We start from the raw sequence: 17782 nt of genomic DNA, 5'->3' as shown, positions 1-17782 counted from the left end.
GCCCCGTCCCGCTCCCATGCCACAGCTGTGATGTGTCCCGCCTCGGAATCCGCTGGTCCGAGCGAGCGCTGCCGCAACACCACCGACGATGACCTGCCGAGCGGTGCTGTGAGGCGATGACGCAGCTTCTCATCGGGGCGATCGTCGCCCTCGGCGCGATCCTCTCTGTCGCACGCGTGCGGCAGATGCTGAATGCCGCCACGCGCGCGCATTTCCCGCGACGAATCCTGCTGGTCTACATCCTCGTCCGGACACTGATCTTCGGGGCCGTCCTTGCAGGCGGCATCTGGCTGGTGTCCTGGCTGATGCGCTGACGGGGGGACGACCGGCAGCGCCTTGCGGAGCGGGGCGGGATCATTGCAGAACCGGGCGCCATGACGTCCGGCTTCCACGGCCACCTGAGAGCCGGCTTCATACCGGTCAGATCATGGCTGTTCTTGTCTGGAGAACCGAACATCACAATGACTCGCACACTAGCCTTTCCCGTCGCCGTGATGGTCAGCCTGCTCGGCAGCATCGTCGTCGAGCCGTCCTACGCCGCCGGCATGAATACGCAGACCTATTCACCGGACTACGATAAATGCATGGACAAGTCCGGTGGCGTCACGGCCGAGATGCTGGATTGTGCGTCCGCCGAACTGTCGCTGCAGGACAAGAAGCTGAACGCGGCCTACCAGGCGCTCATGCGCAAATCGACGGACGAGGAGAAGACGGCGCTGCGCGATTCCCAGCGGGGTTGGCTGGCCTACAGGACCGCCTCCTGCAAGCTGACGATGATCTTCGGGGGAGGCGGGACCATGGACCTGATCGCCGCCTCGAGCTGCAATCTCGATGAGACGGCGCGGCGGGTGTTCTTCCTGGAAAGCCTGCTCGCCGAGTAGGGCCGTCCGGCCGAGGGCATCGGCAATGGCGCATTCGTCCAAGCGGTGACGCGAATCGTCAAGCCGACTCGGCGCCTTGCTTCCATAGCTCGGACCAGCCCCCTCCCGAACCGGACATCCTCCCATGCCCTTCGTCACCACCCAGGACGGCGTCGAGATCTTCTTCAAGGATTGGGGTCCCAAGAGCGCCCAGCCCATCGTGTTCCACCACGGCTGGCCGCTCTCGTCGGACGATTGGGACGCGCAGATGCTGTTCTTCCTGCATCACGGCTACCGGGTCGTGGCGCATGACCGGCGCGGCCATGGCCGCTCGGCCCAGGTCGATACCGGCCACGACATGGATCACTACGCCGCCGACGCCTTCGCGGTGAGCGAGGCGCTGGACCTGCGCGACGCCGTGCATATCGGCCATTCCACCGGCGGCGGCGAGGTCGCCCGCTACGTGGCCAAGCACGGTGAGCCGGCCGGCCGCGTGGCCAAGGCCGTGCTGGTCTCGGCGGTGCCGCCGCTGATGCTCAAGACGGAGGCCAATCCCGAGGGTCTGCCGATCGCGGTGTTCGACGGGTTCCGCGCGGCCACCGCCGCCAACCGCGCGCAGTTCTTCCTCGACGTGGCGAGCGGCCCCTTCTACGGCTTCAACCGCGACGGCGCGACCGTGCAGCAGGGCGTGATCCGGAATTGGTGGCGCCAGGGCATGATGGGCAGCGCGAAGGCCCATTACGACGGCATCGCGGCGTTCTCCGAGACCGACCAGACCGACGATCTGAAAGCCATCACGGTGCCGACCCTGGTCCTGCATGGCGAGGACGATCAGATCGTCCCGATCGCGGATGCGGCGCTGAAATCGGTCAAGCTCTTGGCCAATGGCACGCTCAAGACCTATCCGGGATTCCCGCACGGGATGCTCACCACCCACCACGACGTCATCAACCCCGACCTCCTCGCCTTCGTGAAGGGCTGAGCCGGATTTTCGCGACGGCCGACGCGCAGGCGCGCCGGTCGCCGCCCGCTCACTACTTGACGCCGATCACGCCGTCGCATCCCTCGCCGATCCGCCCGTCAGGGCGTGCTCCAGGGAGCGGATGATCGTCGCGCCGTCGCACGGCTTGCCCAGGAAGTCGCTGGCGCCCGCCGCCAGGACGGTGTTGCGCAGGGCCTCGGTGGGGAACGCCGTCACGAAGATCACCGGCACCCGCGACCCCAGGGCGAGCAGGCCCCGGTGCATCTCCACGCCGGTCATGCCGGGCATCTGCACGTCGGTGATGACGCAGTCGGGCGCGTCCACCGGACAGCTCTCGAGGAAATCACGCGCCGAGGCGTAGATGCGGGCGGTGTAGCCGAGGGAGCGCACGAGGCTTCCGGTCGCCACGCGCACGTCCTCGTCGTCGTCGACGATCGCGATCACAGGCAGAGCTGGCATTCCATTGACCTACGGGTTCGCCTTCCGGTCCCTGTGACCGGCGAGTCTTGGACTGGGAAGTCTTGGCCTGGGAAGTCTTGGACCGGTAAACGTTGGCCCGAGCCGAGATATGGTCCCTCGCACCGTGGGTTGGAATCATACGGAGGTTTGCCGGCCTCCACCTTTCGCTAAAGGCCGGCGGATCGGTCACCGCGTCGGCGCGCCGCCGGCATGCGAGACGCCGAGGGCTTCGGCGCTACGAACCAGATCGGCCAGGGAGCGCGCCTTCATCTTGCGCATGACGTGGCCCCGGTGGATCTTCACCGTGATCTCGCTGAGCCCGAGATTGCCGGCCACCTGCTTGTTCATCAGGCCGGCGGTGACCTGCGCCATCACCTCGCGCTCACGCGCGGTGAGGGTCTCGTAATCGGCCCTGAGATCGTCGAGGGCCGCATGCGCGCTGCGCTGGACCGCGTCGCGCGCCAGGGCGGTGCCGATGGCGTCGAGGAGGTCCTGCTCGCGGAACGGCTTGGCGAGGAAGTCCACCGCCCCGGCCTTCATCGCCTTCACGGTCATCGGAATATCGCCGTGCCCCGTCATCAGGATCATCGGCAGGTCGATCCCCAGCGTGCTGAGCTGGCCCTGGAACTCGAGGCCGCTCACGCCCGGCAGGCGGACATCGACCACGAGACAGCCGGCGCCCAGGGGGCGCGGCGCGGCCAGGAACTCCGCCACCGACGCGAAGGCGGCGCAGGCGAGATCGATGGAGCGGAGCAGGCCGGACAGGGCCTCCCGGATATCGGGGTCGTCATCCACGACGAAGACGGTCTGCCTCGCGGCCGACGCGCGTGCCGGCCCCGCCGCGTTGCCTCGGATCATGGTTCCCTCTCGGCCGTGGTCGGTATGGTGAAGTGGAAGGCGGCACCCGGATCGTCGTGACCGGTGATCCAGAGGCGCCCCCCATGCGCCTCGACGATCGAGCGGCAGATCGCCAGCCCCATGCCCATCCCGTCCGCCTTGGTGGTGAAGAACGGCTGGAAGACCCGCTCGACGGCCTCCGCCGCGATCCCCCCGCCGCTATCGGCGACGGTGACGCGGACATGCTCTGCCCCGTCCGGCGCGACACGGATCGTGAGGAGGCGGGGCCGTTCGGTGACCGTGGCCATGGCCTGGATCGCATTCACCATCAGGTTGATGAGCACCTGCTGCAACTGCACCCGGTCCCCGTGCACCAGGGTCACGTCGGAGGCGACGTCGCGGATCAGGCGCACGCCGCCGCGGACCATCTCGCGCTCCACGAGAAGGACCGATTCCCCGATCATCTCACGCAGGTCGAGCCAGTCGCGCGGGGGCGGCGTCTTGGCGAGGAAGGTCCGGATGCGGGACACGATCTCGCCGGCCCGGCTGCCGCTCGCCACCACCCGGGTCACCGCGGCCGAAACCTCGCCGAGGTCCGGCGGGCTCCGCCTCAGCCAGCGCAGGGCTGCCTCGCCATTGGTGACGATGGCCGCCAGGGGCTGGTTCACCTCATGGGCGATGGAGGCGGTGAGTTCGCCGAGCGTCGTCACCCGCGCGGTATGGGCCAGCTCGGCCTGGACCGCCAGCAGCGCCTCCTGCGCCTGCTTGCGCTCGGTGATGTCCACGGCGAAGACCAGCACGCCCTCGAACCCGTCCGCATGGGACGGGAACGTGATGCCGAAGAGGATCGGCACCGGATCGCCGGACAGCGCGCGGATCGTGGTCTCGCCCTCGAAGAAGGTCTCGCCCCGCGCCAGCGCCAGCAGCGCCTCGATGAAGGTGGGCTCGTCCTCGAACAGGAGCGCGTCGAGGGATCGCGGCGCCGCAGCGCCCGCATCGGCGCCGATCAGCCGCCGCAATTCGGCATTGGCGTCGACGATGGTGACGCTGCGGCGGAGATCGCGGACGACCTCCGGATGGGCGTGGAGATAGGCGCGAAGAGGCGTGGCCGCATCGGGCGGGACCGCGTCGAGGACAGCCTTCACCTCTCGCCAATCCTGCTGCAGGATCGCCACGCGGGCCGTATCGAAGATGGTGCGGTAGCGCCGCTCGCTCTCGGCCAGGGCCGCATGGGCGCGCTTGCGCTCGGTGATGTCGGTGTTCGTCTCGAGGACCGCGAGCGGCTGGCCGCCGGCGTCGCGCTGGAGCGACCAGCGGCTCTCGACGACCACCCTGGCGCCGGACCGCACCGTCTGGACGAGTTCGCCCTCCCACCGCCCGTTCCGCATCAGCGCGTCTCGGATCGCCGCCTCGCCACCGGGGAAGGCCGTGCGCAGGAGGACGTGCACGTTGCGCCCCCGAACCTCGTCCCGGCGCCAGCCGTAGAGGTCTTCCGCGGCGCGGTTCCAGAACGTCACCGTATCGGTGGGCGTGCGCACGAAGATGGGATCGTGGGTGAGTTCGAGCAGTTCGGCCTGCTCCGCGAGGATGCGGGCCGCCGCCTGATTGCGCAGCACCAGGAGCGCGCTGATCGCGATGGCCGCCAGGCTGACCAGGGCGCGCAGCAGCGCCGAGTCGCTGTCGAAGAATCGGTGCGACAGGAAATAGGCCACCGCCGTCAGAAGCAGGCAGCCGGACGCCGTCAGGATCACCCCGTTCCGCCGGAACGCCCGCGCGGAGACGAGCACGACGACCACGTAAAGCACGGCCACCGCGCCTTCGAGGGGCGTGAACGCATCGACGAGGAAGATCGCCAGGGCGAGGCCGAGGGCGAGGACTCCCAGGAGCCGGCCCGTCCGGCGGGTGTCCGGGCCGATCCCGGAACGGGGAGGCGAGGGGGCCGCTACGACAGGCGCGTCCATCGCCCCTCCCTGGCCTCGACAGGGCACCGAGGCGCCCCGTCGTCCGGCCGGTCGGCACACGGTAGCGTGACGGAGAACCGGGAGCCGACGCCCTCCAGCGACCGGACCGTCTGGCGCACGATCGCCGGACCCTGTGCATGAACGGCCTGACGCATCGCCATCTCCCCATTTCCGGCGGCCTGGACGGCGGATGAATGCCTCGGCCGTTCGAGCGGACCATGAAGCGTGACCGCATGCCTTGTGAACTATACTGTCGTCTATTGGCGAGGGGGCGCGGCGTTCGCGTGGACCACGAAGGGACCGGGCTGCACCGCCGATCCGGCCGGCATCGAGTCATCATGGGCCGGGCCACTCGTCTTGCACGGACGTTCCATGATTTGAACGATCCGCGTCAAGCAGAGCGACGCGTTAGCGAGCCAACGCTTCGCTCTCTGGTGTGTCGCAGGTTCTTATCGCAGAACCGGGGGCCACTTCTGCGAAACCTGCTTCGCCGGAGGACCATCCCTCTTCTTGAGCGCGTCACCCCGGTCGATCGAGCGGCAGCCGGGAATTGGCGCCGGACCGTGCAAAACATCGCGTGATCGGACAAGCCAGGGAGCGTGCCGTCCCTGCAGCTACGGTGGCGGCGGCGGGACGGGACGCCATCCGGGGCAGGGGTGGCAGGTTCGCCTTCGACGAGACGGAGTGATCCGAGATGACCGACCCCCTCCTCCCGGCGGAATCCGACGGCGACGACCGGACGGCGCAGACCTTCCCCCGCCTCGGCGCGGAGATGGAGAGCCGGGTCGCCGACTACGGCATGGAGCAGACCCTGCCGGCGGGTACGCTCATCTTCGCCAGGGGCCAGCGGCGGGTGGATTTCTTCCTCGTCCTCGCCGGCCGGATCGAGATGTTCGAGACCGACCACGAGGGGGCCGCCAGGGTCTTCGTCGTCCACACCGAAGGTCAGTTCACGGGCGAGCTCGACCTGTTCAACGACCGGGAGATCCTGGTCTCCGGCCGAACCGTGGTGGAGACGCGGGTGGTGCGGATCGACCGCGCCGCCTTTCGCCGCCTGGTCACCGCCGAACCGGATATCGGCGAGATCATCATGCGGGCCTTCATCCTGCGCCGGGTCGGCCTGATCCGCCACGGGCGGGGCGGCGTCGTCCTGATCGGCCCCGGCCATCAGCGGGAGACCCTCCGCCTGGAGCGCTTCCTCGTCCGGAACGCCTACCCGCACCGCATCCTCGACACCGCGAGCGACCCGGCGTCCCGCAACGCCCTCGACGGGTTCGGCCTCACCGAGGCCGACCTGCCGGTGGTGATCGCGCCGGGCGCGGCGGTGATGCGCAATCCCACCAACGCGGCGCTGGCGGACGCCCTCGGGCTGACGGAGGCGATCGATCCCGGCCGCGTCTACGACGTGGCGGTGATCGGTGCCGGACCGGCGGGCCTGGCGGCCGCCGTCTATGCCGCCTCGGAGGGGCTCGACACCATCGTCATCGAAGGGCTCGCGCCCGGCGGCCAGGCCGGCACCTCCTCGAAGATCGAGAACTATCTCGGCTTTCCGACAGGGATCTCCGGTCAGGCCCTCGCCGGCCGCGCGCAGGTCCAGGCCCAGAAGTTCGGGGCGCGGCTCGCGATCTCCCGCATGGCGACGGGGCTCGATTGCGGCGGGTCGCCCTTCCGGGTGATCCTCGAGGACGGCACCGCCGTCCCGGCACGCGCCGTCATCGCCGCCACCGGCGCCCGCTATCGCCGCCTGGATCTGCCGCGCTACGCGCATTTCGAGGGGCAGGGCATCCATTACGCCGCCACCGCCATGGAAGCGCAGCTCTGTGCCAGCGAGGCGGTGATCGTGGTCGGCGGCGGCAACTCGGCCGGCCAGGCCGCGATGTTCCTGTCCCGCACGGTGGCGCACGTGCACCTCCTCGTGCGGGCCGACGGCCTCGCCGCGACGATGTCCGACTACCTCGTGCAGCGGATCGCGTCGTCGCCGCGCGTCACCCTGCATACGCAGACCGAGATCACCGCACTCGTGGGCGACGACACCCTGACATCGGTGACCTGGACCGACCGGGCGAGCGGGGTCAGCGAGACGACGGTCATCGGCAACGTCTTCGTCATGATCGGCGCCGTGCCGAATACCGGATGGCTCGCGGACTGCCTCACCCTCGATCCGAAGGGGTTCGTCCCGACCGGCCTGCTGAGAGACGGCACGCCCGCCCTGTCGCCCTACGCCACGGTGGTCCCCGGTCTCTACGCCGTGGGTGACGTGCGCGCGGGCTCGGTGAAGCGGGTCGCCTCCGGGGTGGGGGAGGGGTCGGTGGTGGTCCAGGCCGTCCACGGCTTCCTGCATCCGGAACCGTGAGCCCCGCGCCGCCGGCCGGAACGCGAGACGCTTACTGAGGACGCCGATCCATGCGTCGATGGGCGTGGCGCCGATCGGGCCTGGCGACAATGGGCGCCGACGCCATCCAGGAGGACACGATCGGCCCCGCCGGAGGCGTGGAGGATCGCGCGAAGGGCATCGTCGACACCAGCGCCAGAATGGCCGCGAGAGACGGTCTGATGAGAAGGTTCATGGCCGCTCTCCCGGGTTCGAGGACCGCGCTGGCGCGATGGGTCGGAGGATCAGTCGGCGGGACCGCCCGAGGTGGTGCCGAAGTTCGGAACCGCGTGGTTGGTCTCGTCGGCATTGCCGCCCTTGGCCGAACTGTCGATGGTCCGGGACGCCTGCGGCTCTCCGAAGGATCGCGGGGCGCTCTCCAGGTCGACCCGCTCGACGATGGTGTGGGACGGACGATGCTCCGGCATCGCCAGGGCAGGGGCCATCAGGCCAAGCTGAAGAAGGGTGATGGAAGCGAGATGCTTGATCATGGCGCGTCTCCTGATGTCGGACTGGTTTCAAGGACAGAACGGAGCCGCTTGAAATCTCTGCTGCAGCCCTGAGTTCATGTCCGGATCTTAGCCCGTCGGAGGATCCTGAATATTATACGGCGGATCACCGGATCGATGCTTAGGTTATGCCTCCTCATACGAAGGTTTCGGCTGCCCCTCTTTCTCAGCGCTGGCGGGTGGCGGCGACGCCGAGTTGATCCGCCATGCGGACGAGGTCGGCGAGGGATCGCGCCTGCATCTTCTCCATGACGCGCCGCTTATGGACCTTGGCGGTGATCTCCGTGATGCCGAGTTCGGCGGCGATCTGCTTGTTCATCAACCCGCCGATGGCGCAGCGCATCACGTCGCGCTCGCGGGGCGTCAGGGTGGAGAGCTTGGCCGAGAGGTCGTCCCGGGCGCGACGGTCGGCGAGCGCGACGGCATCGGCCGCCAGCGCCTTGCGGATGGCGGCGAGCAGAACCTCGGCGATGAAAGGCTTGGTCAGGAACTCGACGGCCCCGCCCCGCATGGCGCGGACGGACATGGGAATCGTGCCGTAGCCGGTCAGGAAGATGATCGGGACCGTATTGCCGTCCGCGCGCAACGAGTCCTGGACGGCCAGCCCGCTCTGTTCGGCGAGGCGCACGTCGAGAAGGACGCATTCGGGGGATCGGCGCCGGAGAGACTGCGCCAGTCCGCCGGGATCTCCGTGCCCGACCGCCGCCAATCCGTCGGACAGGCAGAGGCTCACCAGCGCTTCGCGTAGCACCGGATCATCGTCGACGATATGAACGGTCGCTTCGGGCATGGTTCTCGATGCGCACCTCGCCGATGCGAATACGTTCACCTGATACACGATTTGGGTCGCATGGCGATTGCAAGCTTGACGATTGCCTTCGCCTCGACATGAGCTTCGGCGTCTTCCGATGGCCCATACCCGGCGATCCGCATCGGGTGGGGACTCGGCCAGGCCACCGCGAAAGGACCGACGGCTTCCTCTCGCCCGCCCGGCTCGGCCGCGATGGCGGACAGAGCTCGTCTGGTATCCGATACATCTGTATAATAGCCGTCTTCGCGCACGGCTTGCACGGTGCCGGCATGGATCTTCACCGGCACGGCGCACACAAATTCCCGAAAGCCGGTCTCATCGCCTCATCGGCGGGGCGGCGTTGGGAGGGCGTCGCCGCGGAAGTCCGGTCCCACCCGGCGGGCGACCTGCCCGCCATCGTCCCGGCCCAGATGGAGATCACCCTGGCGATCCGGCGCAGCCCGGATGCGCATGTCAGCCGCAAGGGGGCCGGGATCCGGCAGCGGACGCCGGTGGAGGCGGGGACGATCTGGCTCTGTCCCGTGGGGGTCGGCGAGGACGACATCCATATCTCCGCGCCCCTCGACGAGATCCTCCACATCTATCTGCCGGCGGAGCGCTTCGAGACTCTCGCGGGGCTGTACGGCGATGCGCGCATCCGTGCCGATACGGTACGCTATCTCGCCGGCGTCGAGGATCCGTTGCTCGCCCAGATCGGGCTCTCGATCCACCAGGAGCTGATCCGGGAAAGCTCGGCGGGCCGCATGATGGTCGAGGCCGCCGCCCTCGCCCTGACGGCGCGGGTCGCGCAGGCCTACGGTCACGACCGGCCGGACACGCGCGTGCGCCCCGCCACGGAGACCGCCGGCCCGGATCGGATCGACCGCGCCGTGGCGTTCATCCGCGACAATCTCGAACGGGACCTCTCCGTGGCCGAGATCGCCGCCGTGGCGTGCCTCAGCCCCTTCCACTTCAGCCGCATGTTCAAACGCGTCACGGGCAGGACGCCCTATGCTTTCGTCAGCGAGGAAAGACTCGCTCGCGCACGGCGGTTGCTGAACGACACCAAGATCCCGCTGGTCGACATCGCCTTGTCGTCCGGTTTTTCGAGCCAGGGCGCGTTCAACACGGCCTTCAAGCGCGTCATCGGCAAGACGCCGGGCGAGTACAGGCAGGATGCCTCATGAATGCCGGTCCCGTGAACAGCAGGATATGGACACGCCACCGCAGCCTCGCGAAAGACGGGCTCTAGCTTGGCCGTTTAGCATCTCGCCATCGTACGATGGGAGACAGACATGCTTCGAACGCTTGTCCACGAAGGGAATGCGCCGAGTGCCGTGCCGCCGGCGCCGGCCTCTCTCCGCCCCACCCCGACGCACGACGTCCGGTTCGGCGGCATGTCCCATGACTCCGTCCGCCAGGCGAGAATCCGGCCCGACGATTGGTCGGACGGCGCCATCGTCCTCGGCTGGCGGGACGGCATGGCCGGCGGCCTCCGGGTCGACCGGCACGATGCGCTCATCCTCCAGGTCCGGCTCGGCGAGACGGAAGGGCGATCCCCGCACCGGGAGGTCGTCGAGGGGGGCCAGCCCCCGATGGTCCTGCGCGCGGGGGAGGCGATCCTCCATGATCTGCGCCAGACCTGCATCGTGCGAACACCGAAGCGAACCCTCCTGATCGGGCTCGACAATCGACGTCTGAAGCGGGTGGCCGAGGATCTGGGCATCCTCGACGCCGATCCCCTCGATGAACTCGTGCCGGCCTACGGCGCGGTCCTGGCGGACCCCGCCCTGCACAACCTCGCCGTCAGTGTCGGGGAAACGCTGGCGCGGCAGGATCGCTGGGCCGACGTCATCCGCCGCCCGTTGACCCGCGCCGTCGCGGCTCATCTGCTCGGGACCTATACGTCGCTCCAGCCGGCGCCCGAGACGGTTCGCGGCGGCTTGGCTCCCTGGCAGCTCCGTCGCGCCCAGGACCATATCCGCTCCGATCTCGCCCGGCCGATCCACCTCCAGACGGTCTCGGAATCCTGCGGGCTCTCCGTCAGCCACTTCGCGCGCGCCTTTCGCCAATCCACCGGCATCGCCCCCCATTCTTGGCTGACGCGGGAGCGCATCGCCCAGGCCAAGACCATGATGCGGAAGGGAGATCGGACGCTCGCCGACATCGCGCTCGCCTGCGGCTTCGCCGATCAAAGCCACTTCACGCGCGCCTTCGCCAAGGATGAGGGCACGACCCCGGGCCGCTGGCGTCGCCGGGTGGAACCGGACTCGCGGCACGCGTCGCGCGATCGTGGCCCGGTGGAGTCGGTGGTCGGCGGCGGTGGCTGACGACCTGCGCCCGCCTGTCCTCGATCACCACATGGTGTGCTTGGCCTTTTCAGCCCACGTCGAATCGTAGACCTCGCCCCCGACTCGACCATGGCTCAGTTCGGCCAGAATCTGCCCGGGCGACGGCAGTGTCTTTGGGTCTACGTGGTTGGCCTGCTGCCACAGGCCGGATCGGATGAGGGCGCGAGCACACTGGAAGTAGACCTCCCCAACGGTGATGACCATCACGGTGCGAGGCGCTTTGCCATCGACGGCGAAGGACGCGCACAGGGTTCGATCGTCGTCGATGACCGCTCGGCCGTTCACCCGCAGGGCGTTGCCGATGCCGGGGATCAGAAACATCAGCCCCACCCTCGGATCGCGCACGACGTTGCGGAGGCTGTCGATCCGGTTGTTCCCCCGGCGATCGGGCAAGAGAAGCGTGCGGGGATCGGCGACGCGGACGAACCCTGGACGATCACCACGGGGAGAGCAGTCCAGGCCTTCGGGACCAGCGGTGGCGAGGGTCGCGAAGGGCGCGACCTCGATGAAGCGCCGGTAATGCGGGGTGATGTGGTCCGCGACCTTGGCGGTGGACGCGTCAGCGACGGCGCCCCACTCCCCATAGATGCGCTCGAGTCCCTCCACCGTTTCGATCACTGCCATCGCTCGTACACCTCTTGGCCAATGGATGGGCTCTACCCCTCTCGCATGAAGCGGGGCGGCCGAAGCAGAGCGACGGCATTCCGTCGCCGGCTCGGCCCCGGGACCTACGGCCTCGATGGAGTGCGAGCCGGGAGCCGGAGTCGAACCTTCAGGCCGCCCGCTCACGCAGATGCGCGATGAGCTCGGCCGCCGCGCTGTCCGGGTCGGCATCGTTCCGGATCGTGCACTCGGCCTCGATCGGAACGACGCGGTCGAGGCGGGCGCGCAAATCCCCATCCTCCGGCCGGCCCCGCGCGGCGAGACGCCGGGCGAGGATGTCGGGCGAGGCCGTGACGAACACGACGCTGACGCTCGGCTGGGCGAGGCGGGCCGCCTGGACGATACGGCGTGAGACGTTGCAGACCACCACGCGTCCGGCTCGCGCGTGATCCAAAGTCTCGCCGGGGATGGCGTAGCCGAGGCCGTGCGCACGCCAATGCAGGGCGAAGGCGCCGGAGGCCGCTCCGTCCGTGAACGCCTCCTCCGAGATCGCGACATTGTCCTCGTGCGCCGAGGGCGCGCGGGTCACGAGGCGACGCGGGAACACGAAGCGGGACTCGTGGGCGAGGGCCTCGCGTGCCAGGCGCAGCAGGGTGTCCTTGCCGGCCCCGCTCGGGCCGACGACGAGAACGAAGCCGCCGGGCATCACACCACCCGCGTGCCGGCGCGCCAGACCTGACGCACCACCGGCACGCCCCGGGCGAGACGGACGCGGACGAGGTCCGCGCGGAGAGCCGGCTCCAGACGGCCGCGATCGGTCAGCCCGGTGGCGCGCGCGGGGTTGGCCGTCACCGTGGCGATGGCGTCCGGCAGGGCAATGCCGGGCACGCGCTCGGGCAATCCGAACGCCGCCATCAGCAGGCTCGCCGGCACGTAGTCCGAGGACAGAATGCTGAGATAGCCGGCCTCCGCCAGGGTCTGGGCCGCGACGTTGCCCGAATGCGAGCCGCCCCGGATCAGGTTGGGCGCCCCCATCATCACGGTGATGCCGGCCGCATGCGAGGCTTCCGCCGCCTCGAGGGTAGTGGGAAACTCGGCGATCGCCACCGATTCATCGCGGGAGAGGGCGACGTCGGCCAGAGTGGTGTCGTCGTGGCTGGCGAGCGGAATGCCGAGCTCCCGCGCCAGGGCGACGAGGGCCGGGCGGTTGACGGCATTGAGGGCGTGGCCATCGCGCATCTTGCGCTCGGTGCTGAGCTTGATCTCCTCCAGGGAGCGGCCACCGCGCCCGGCATAGACGTAGTATTTGGCCACATCCCGGAACTGGCGCTGGCCCGGCGTATGGTCCATCAGCGACAGGAGGCCGATGGCATAGCGCCCGGCGAAGGCGCGCACGGTCTCGACCACGTCGGTCGAGGGGATCTCGCAGCGCAGGTGCGTGCGGTGCTCGGCCCGGAACAGGTCCGCCCCTCGCGCCTCCGCCAGGGCGGCGGCCAGGAGCTCGAGCTCGGTGCCGAGGCCGCTGCCATCCGGGTCGGTGCCGGCGCGCAACGAATCGAACACCGTGGTGATGCCGGATGCAGCGATCTGCGCGTCGTAGGCGAGCACCGCCCCGAGGGGGTGCCAGCGCACGCCGGGGCGCGGGGCGTAGTGGCTCTCCAAATGGTCGGTGTGGAGCTCGATCAGGCCCGGGATGATCGTGTCGCCGGCGCAATCGAGGCCGCGCTCGGGGGCACGTCCCGTGCCGATCTCGGCGATGCGCCCGTCGACAACCGCGAGCCAGCCCGTCTCGACCCGGTCGGGCAGAACGAGGCGCGCGTTCTCGAGGATATCGACCCGGTCCGTCATGCCTGTCTGCTCCCGATCCTGTATCCGGTTCATGCGGCCATCGCCCCGCGGAAGGCGGCGACGTCGATGATGCGCGTCGCCACCGCCTCGCGGACATCCGCGTCGTGGAAGATGCCGAGGATGCCGGCGCCCGCCGCCCGCTTCTCGGCGATGAGCTCCACCACCACGGCCCGATTCTCGGCATCGAGGGAGGCGGTGGGCTCGTCGAGGAGCAGGATGGGCCGGTCGGCGATGAGACCGCGCGCGATGTTGACCCGCTGCTGCTCGCCTCCGGAGAAGGTCGCGGGCGGCAGACCCCACAGGCGCTCGGGCAGGTTGAGGCGGGCGAGCAGGTCGGCCGCGCGGGACCGGGCCGCCTCGGGCGCCAATCCCCCTTCGATTCCCGCGGCCTCCACCACGGCGCGGGCGCCGACGCGGGGGATCACCCGCAGGAACTGCGAGACGTAGGCCAGCGTCGTGCGGCGCAGGCCCAGGATCTCGCGCGGCGCGGCCGTGGCGAGGTCGATGACGCGGGTTCCGTCGCGGACCCGGATCGCGCCCGCGGCGCAGCGGTAATTGCCATAGGCCATCTTGAGGAGGGAGGACTTGCCCGCGCCCGAGGCGCCGCCGAGCACGACGCATTCGCCGGGATGGACCGCGAGGGTGGCGCCGGCGATCACCGGCAGCACGGCGCCCCCGCGCAGGTGCAGGGTGAAGCTCTTGGCCACGTCGTCGAAGGCGAGGAGGGGCGGAAGGGACGCCATGAAGGGGGACGTCATGCGGCGAGCACCGAGGAGACGAGGAGCTGGGTGTAGGCGGCCTGGGGGTCGTCGAGGACCTGGTCGGTCAGCCCGGTCTCGATCACCCGGCCAGCCCGCATGACGAGGACGCGGTGCGAGAGCAGGCGCGCCACGGCGAGGTCGTGGGTGACGATGATCACCGCGAGGCCGAGCTCGGCCACCAGCCCCCGGATCATGTCGAGGAGGCGGGCCTGGACCGAGACGTCGAGGCCCGAGGTCGGCTCGTCCATGAGCACGAGGCGGGGCGCGGTAACGAGGTTGCGGGCGATCTGCAGGCGCTGGCGCATGCCGCCGGAGAAGCGCGTCGGCGGGTCGTCGACCCGGTCGGCGGCGATCTCCACGCGGGCGAGCCAGTCGAGGGCGGTGGCGCGGATGCGTCCGTAATGGCGGTCCCCGACGCCCATCAGGCGCTCGCCGACATTGCCGCCGGCGGAGACCGCCATGCGCAGCCCCTGCGTGGCGTCCTGGCGCACGAAGCCCCAGTCGGTGCGCATCAGGGCGCGGCGGTCGACGACGCTCAGCGCGGCGAGGTCGCGCGTCACGCCGTCCCGCATCCGGTAGGAGACCGTTCCGGCATCGGCCGCGACCTCGCCGGCGATGAGTGACAGCAGCGTCGACTTGCCGGAGCCCGATTCACCGACCACCGCCAGCACTTCGCCGGGATCGAGGGTGAAGCCGATGCCGTCGCAGGCGAGGCGGCGGCCGTAGCGCTTGGTCAGGCCGTCGACGTTAAGCAAAGGTTCGGGGAGCGGGGGTTCGATCACGCGGCCTCTCCCGTATGGCCGTCGGCGCGGCGGGTCTCGCAATGGTCGGTGTCCGAGCAGACGAACATGCGTCCGCCGGCATCGTCGAGGACGACCTCGTCGAGATAGACGTCCTCCGCCCCGCAGAGCGCGCAAGGGCGGTCGAAGCTCTGGACCCGGAACGGATGGTCCTCGAAATCGAGGCTGCGCACCCGTGTGTAGGGGGGAATCGCGTAGATGCGCTTCTCGCGGCCCGCGCCGAAGAGCTGGAGCGCGGGGCAATCGTCCATCTTGGGGTTGTCGAATTTCGGGGTCGGGGAGGGGTCCATCACGTAGCGGCCGGCCACCTCCACCGGATAGGCGTAGGTGGTGGCGATGTGGCCGTGGCGGGCGATGTCCTCGTAGAGCTTCACGTGCATGAGGCCGTATTCGGCCAGCGCGTGGAGCTGGCGCGTCTCGGTCTCACGCGGTTCGAGGAAGCGCAGCGGTTCGGGGATCGGCACCTGGTAGACGAGCACCTGCCCCTCGGCCAGCGGCGCTTCCGGGATGCGGTGGCGGGTCTGGATCACCGTGGCCTCGGCCGTGCGCGTCGTGGTGGCGACCCCGGCGGTGGCGGTGAAGAAGCGGCGGATCGAGACCGCGTTGGTGGTGTCGTCGGCGCCCTGGTCGATCACCTTGAGCACGTCGGACGCGCCCAGGATCGCGGCCGTCACCTGCACCCCGCCCGTGCCCCAGCCATAGGGCATCGGCATCTCGCGCGCGGCGAAGGGCACCTGGTAGCCGGGGATCGCGATGGCCTTGAGGATGGCCCGGCGGATCATCCGCTTCGTGCCCTCGTCGAGATAGGCGAAGTTGTAGCCGGTGCCCGGCGACGGCGTGACCTGGATTTGGACCTGCGAATTCATTCGGCGGCCTCCCGCAGGGTGGGTTCGTCCGGCTCGGCCGTCCGGGCGACGTGCTCGGCGCGCAGGCGCCGGACGAGTTCCAGTTCGGCCTGGAAGTCGACGTAGTGCGGCAGCTTCATGTGCTCGACGAAGCCCGTCGCCTGCAGGCTGTCGCAATGGGCCAGCACGAATTCCTGGTCCTGGGCCGGCACCACCACGGCCTCGCCGAGTTCGGCCGCCCGCAGGGAGCGGTCCACCAGCGCCATGGCCATGGCCTTGCGCTCGCCCTGGCCGAAGACGAGGCCGTAGCCGCGGGTGAATTGCGGCGGCACCGCCCCGTGGCCGTGGAACTGGTTGATCATCTGGCACTCGGTCATGTCCACCGTGCCGAGGCTGACGGGGAAGCCGAGTTCCTCCGGCGTGAAGTCGAGCTCCACGGTCCCGACCCGGATCTCGCCGACGAAGGGGTGGGTGCGGCCGTAGCCGCGCTGGGTCGAGTAGCCCAGCGCCAGGATGAAACCCTCGTCGCCCCGCGCCAGCCCCTGGAGCCGCACCGCGCGGTCGGCGGGGTAATCCACCGGCTCGCGGGTGAGGTCGCCCACGGGCGCGCCGTCGTCCGGCGGCGAGGGTTCGAGCAGGCCCGCCTGCCCCAAAAGATCGGTCACCCGCGGGCAGGCGGCATCGGCCTCCGGCTCGGCCTCGGCGGCGGGTTCGGGGACGGCGCCGTCGGCCAGGGCGAAATCGACGAGGCGGTGGGTGTAGTCGAAGGTCGGGCCGAGCACCTGGCCGCCGGGCAAGTCCTTGAAGGTGGCGGAGATGCGCCGTGCCAGGGTCATCGCGCCGGTGTCGAGGGCCTCCGTGGCGCCGAAGCGCGGCAGGGTGGTGCGGTAGGCCCGCACCAGGAACACCGCCTCCACCACGTCGCCGCGGGCCTGTTTCAGGGCGAGCGCGGCGAGATCGGGATCGTAGAGCGACCCCTCGGTCATCACCCGGTCGACGAGGAGGCGCATCTGCTCGCGGATCTGCGCCACGGTGAGATCGGGCACCGCCGGGTCGCCGCGCCGGATTTCGGCCAGCAGCCGGTGGGCATTGTCGATGGCGGCCTCGCCGCCCTTCACCGCTACGTACATGGGATTGCCTCCGGGGTGACGGGGCGGGCCGAGCGCGGGAGACCGGCGAGGCGCCCGGGCGCGACGAGGAGACAGTCGACGCCCAGCGGGAAGCCGGCGTGGTTCGCGGCCCAGCGCGACGCCCAGTCGGCGGGCAGGGGCCCGGCATCGAGGCGCACGGTGCCGCGGATGCCCGGCCCCGCAAACGCGAGACCCGTCGCGTCGGACAGGGTCTCGACGGCGAGGATCAGGGTGGCGGAGGCATCGGGGTAGGCGGGGGTCCCCTGCGCGAAATCCGTAAAGGCCGGGCAACGGGCGGGATCGGCGATCAGCGCGAAGGCGGCCTGCCCAGGGGAGGCGACGATCGGCGCTCCGGTGTGGAAGCGCAGGAAGCCGGCCACCGCCGGTTCGGCCCGGAGCGGAGCGTCGAGCCAGACCGGCGTGTCGGCGTCGATGAGCGCCAGCGCCACGGCCGCGAGTTCCGGCGTGAGCGGGGCAGGTGGCGTAAGGGCGGTGTCCAGGGGGCGGATGCGGCCGGGCCGGCTCAGGGCCTCCATCGCGGCGCGGAACACCGCCTGCCCGTCATGGACGGGATCGGCGAAGCCATGGGCGAGCTGTGGAGCGAGGGTATGCGCCATCAATCCTCTCCCCGCCCCAGGGTGAAGAAGTTCACCCGGGTCGCCGCCACCTTGCGGG

Annotated in this window: 20 protein-coding genes; 6 read left to right on the top strand and 14 right to left on the bottom strand. The window is 69.9% G+C overall.

The window, feature by feature from the left end; all coding sequences use genetic code 11:
* The first annotated feature begins 116 nt into the window (after window positions 1–116).
* The 3 genes from FV220_RS18720 (at window position 117) to FV220_RS18710 (ending at window position 1842) form a co-directional block, all read left to right on the top strand.
* Window positions 117–314, top strand: coding sequence for a hypothetical protein (locus tag FV220_RS18720; protein WP_018043941.1), 198 nt, complete (start codon window positions 117–119; stop codon window positions 312–314).
* 147 nt (window positions 315–461) lie between these two features.
* Complete coding sequence (locus tag FV220_RS18715; protein ID WP_018043940.1) at window positions 462–881, top strand: lysozyme inhibitor LprI family protein; 420 nt, start codon at window positions 462–464, stop codon at window positions 879–881.
* 124 nt (window positions 882–1005) lie between these two features.
* On the top strand, window positions 1006–1842 hold the full coding sequence (locus tag FV220_RS18710) for an alpha/beta hydrolase (protein ID WP_147832839.1): 837 nt from the start codon (window positions 1006–1008) through the stop codon (window positions 1840–1842).
* 66 nt (window positions 1843–1908) lie between these two features.
* On the opposite strand, the gene FV220_RS18705 is transcribed toward FV220_RS18710, so the two are convergent.
* From FV220_RS18705 to FV220_RS18695, 3 genes are all read right to left on the bottom strand, one after another.
* Entirely contained in the window at window positions 1909–2301 is a 393-nt protein-coding gene (locus FV220_RS18705; protein WP_056159608.1) for a response regulator, read from the bottom strand.
* A gap of 186 nt (window positions 2302–2487) precedes the next feature.
* The gene (locus FV220_RS18700; RefSeq protein ID WP_147832838.1) at window positions 2488–3159 is read right to left on the bottom strand and encodes a response regulator transcription factor; all 672 of its coding nucleotides are present in this window, start codon (window positions 3157–3159) and stop codon (window positions 2488–2490) included.
* Window positions 3156–5099 (bottom strand): ATP-binding protein, encoded by a 1944-nt coding sequence (locus tag FV220_RS18695; protein ID WP_056159611.1) that lies wholly within the window; start codon window positions 5097–5099, stop codon window positions 3156–3158. The genes FV220_RS18700 and FV220_RS18695 overlap by 4 nt, the downstream gene beginning before the upstream one ends.
* Before the next feature lie 694 nt (window positions 5100–5793).
* Between FV220_RS18695 and FV220_RS18690 the strand changes: the two genes are divergently transcribed.
* A complete protein-coding gene (locus FV220_RS18690) occupies window positions 5794–7452 on the top strand; it encodes an FAD-dependent oxidoreductase (protein ID WP_056142157.1) in 1659 nt (552 codons plus the stop codon).
* A gap of 263 nt (window positions 7453–7715) precedes the next feature.
* Here the strand turns inward: FV220_RS18690 and FV220_RS18685 are convergent, their stop codons facing one another.
* From FV220_RS18685 to FV220_RS25600, 3 genes are all read right to left on the bottom strand, one after another.
* A complete protein-coding gene (locus tag FV220_RS18685) occupies window positions 7716–7961 on the bottom strand; it encodes a hypothetical protein (protein WP_018043932.1) in 246 nt (81 codons plus the stop codon).
* Between the two features lie 184 nt (window positions 7962–8145).
* The gene (locus FV220_RS18680; RefSeq protein WP_147832837.1) at window positions 8146–8769 is read right to left on the bottom strand and encodes a response regulator; all 624 of its coding nucleotides are present in this window, start codon (window positions 8767–8769) and stop codon (window positions 8146–8148) included.
* 35 nt (window positions 8770–8804) lie between these two features.
* Complete coding sequence (locus FV220_RS25600) at window positions 8805–9077, bottom strand: hypothetical protein (protein WP_156629466.1); 273 nt, start codon at window positions 9075–9077, stop codon at window positions 8805–8807.
* Between FV220_RS25600 and FV220_RS18675 the strand changes: the two genes are divergently transcribed.
* Together FV220_RS18675 and FV220_RS18670 are read left to right on the top strand one after the other, a co-directional pair.
* Window positions 9060–9956 carry an AraC family transcriptional regulator gene (locus FV220_RS18675; RefSeq protein ID WP_187273459.1) on the top strand — a complete coding sequence of 299 codons (897 nt, stop codon included), beginning with the start codon at window positions 9060–9062 and terminating at the stop codon, window positions 9954–9956. The two genes, FV220_RS25600 and FV220_RS18675, sit on opposite strands and share 18 nt — an antisense overlap.
* Before the next feature lie 108 nt (window positions 9957–10064).
* The gene (locus tag FV220_RS18670) at window positions 10065–11099 is read left to right on the top strand and encodes an AraC family transcriptional regulator (RefSeq protein ID WP_238254118.1); all 1035 of its coding nucleotides are present in this window, start codon (window positions 10065–10067) and stop codon (window positions 11097–11099) included.
* Window positions 11100–11123: 24 nt separating this feature from the next.
* Here the strand turns inward: FV220_RS18670 and FV220_RS18665 are convergent, their stop codons facing one another.
* The 8 genes from FV220_RS18665 to phnH form a co-directional block, all read right to left on the bottom strand.
* A complete protein-coding gene (locus FV220_RS18665) occupies window positions 11124–11744 on the bottom strand; it encodes a pyridoxamine 5'-phosphate oxidase family protein (protein ID WP_018043928.1) in 621 nt (206 codons plus the stop codon).
* A gap of 148 nt (window positions 11745–11892) precedes the next feature.
* The gene (gene phnN, locus FV220_RS18660) at window positions 11893–12429 is read right to left on the bottom strand and encodes a phosphonate metabolism protein/1,5-bisphosphokinase (PRPP-forming) PhnN (protein WP_187273458.1); all 537 of its coding nucleotides are present in this window, start codon (window positions 12427–12429) and stop codon (window positions 11893–11895) included.
* Window positions 12429–13571 carry an alpha-D-ribose 1-methylphosphonate 5-triphosphate diphosphatase gene (locus FV220_RS18655; protein WP_147832834.1) on the bottom strand — a complete coding sequence of 381 codons (1143 nt, stop codon included), beginning with the start codon at window positions 13569–13571 and terminating at the stop codon, window positions 12429–12431. Before FV220_RS18655 ends, phnN begins: the two co-directional genes overlap by 1 nt.
* 29 nt (window positions 13572–13600) lie before the next feature.
* The gene (gene phnL, locus FV220_RS18650) at window positions 13601–14329 is read right to left on the bottom strand and encodes a phosphonate C-P lyase system protein PhnL (protein WP_246689489.1); all 729 of its coding nucleotides are present in this window, start codon (window positions 14327–14329) and stop codon (window positions 13601–13603) included.
* Window positions 14326–15114: a phosphonate C-P lyase system protein PhnK gene (phnK, locus tag FV220_RS18645; RefSeq protein ID WP_082473066.1), complete on the bottom strand. Its 789-nt coding sequence runs from the start codon at window positions 15112–15114 to the stop codon at window positions 14326–14328. The genes phnL and phnK overlap by 4 nt, the downstream gene beginning before the upstream one ends.
* Window positions 15111–15998 (bottom strand): alpha-D-ribose 1-methylphosphonate 5-phosphate C-P-lyase PhnJ, encoded by an 888-nt coding sequence (locus FV220_RS18640; RefSeq protein WP_147832833.1) that lies wholly within the window; start codon window positions 15996–15998, stop codon window positions 15111–15113. Before FV220_RS18640 ends, phnK begins: the two co-directional genes overlap by 4 nt.
* Complete coding sequence (locus tag FV220_RS18635) at window positions 15995–17107, bottom strand: carbon-phosphorus lyase complex subunit PhnI (protein WP_147832832.1); 1113 nt, start codon at window positions 17105–17107, stop codon at window positions 15995–15997. The genes FV220_RS18640 and FV220_RS18635 overlap by 4 nt, the downstream gene beginning before the upstream one ends.
* Window positions 17098–17724: a phosphonate C-P lyase system protein PhnH gene (gene phnH, locus FV220_RS18630; protein ID WP_147832831.1), complete on the bottom strand. Its 627-nt coding sequence runs from the start codon at window positions 17722–17724 to the stop codon at window positions 17098–17100. The genes FV220_RS18635 and phnH overlap by 10 nt, the downstream gene beginning before the upstream one ends.
* Window positions 17725–17782: the final 58 nt, after the last annotated feature.

Source organism: Methylobacterium sp. WL19 (assembly GCF_008040005.1).
Taxonomy (GTDB): Bacteria; Pseudomonadota; Alphaproteobacteria; order Rhizobiales; family Beijerinckiaceae; genus Methylobacterium; species Methylobacterium bullatum.
This window is presented reverse-complemented; position numbering and strand designations above follow the sequence as displayed.